The organism is Vibrio sp. 1288 (assembly GCF_033344475.1).
The window spans coordinates 1-518 of record NZ_JAWPOX010001125.1; the positions used below are offsets into that span (position 1 = coordinate 1).

Here is a 518-nt window from a genome sequence, read left to right on the forward strand (position 1 = left end):
CTGGGCAGACTTCGTAAAATCTGCTGACAACGCAACGCTAAAAAACGTGATGGTGTCTACGGGAACTTCTGACGCAGATTTCCAAAAAACAAAAGATATCATGGCGCTTTCTGACGAGCTCATCTTTATCTGTGTTGATATCGCGAACGGCTACTCAGAGCATTTAGTTGAGTACGTAGAGCGTGTACGTGCAGAGTTTCCAGACAAAGTGATTTCTGCGGGTAACGTGGTTACTGGTGATATGTGTGAAGAGCTTATTCTTGCTGGCGCAGACATCGTAAAAGTGGGCATTGGCCCAGGTTCAGTATGTACTACTCGTGTCAAAACGGGTGTGGGTTATCCTCAGCTTTCTGCAATCATTGAGTGTGGTGATGCGGCGCACGGCCTTGGTGGTATGATCATCGGTGACGGCGGTTGTTCATGCGCGGGTGACGTATCAAAAGCGTTTGGCGGCGGTGCAGACTTCGTGATGCTTGGCGGTATGTTAGCGGGTCACGAAGAGTCAGGCGGCGAAATCA

Annotated in this window: 1 protein-coding gene; it reads left to right on the top strand. The window is 49.6% G+C overall.

All coding sequences use genetic code 11. The features are described 5' to 3' along the window. On the top strand, positions 1-518 hold a 518-nt coding region (locus tag R8O11_RS31255; protein WP_318195396.1), incomplete at both ends, for an IMP dehydrogenase.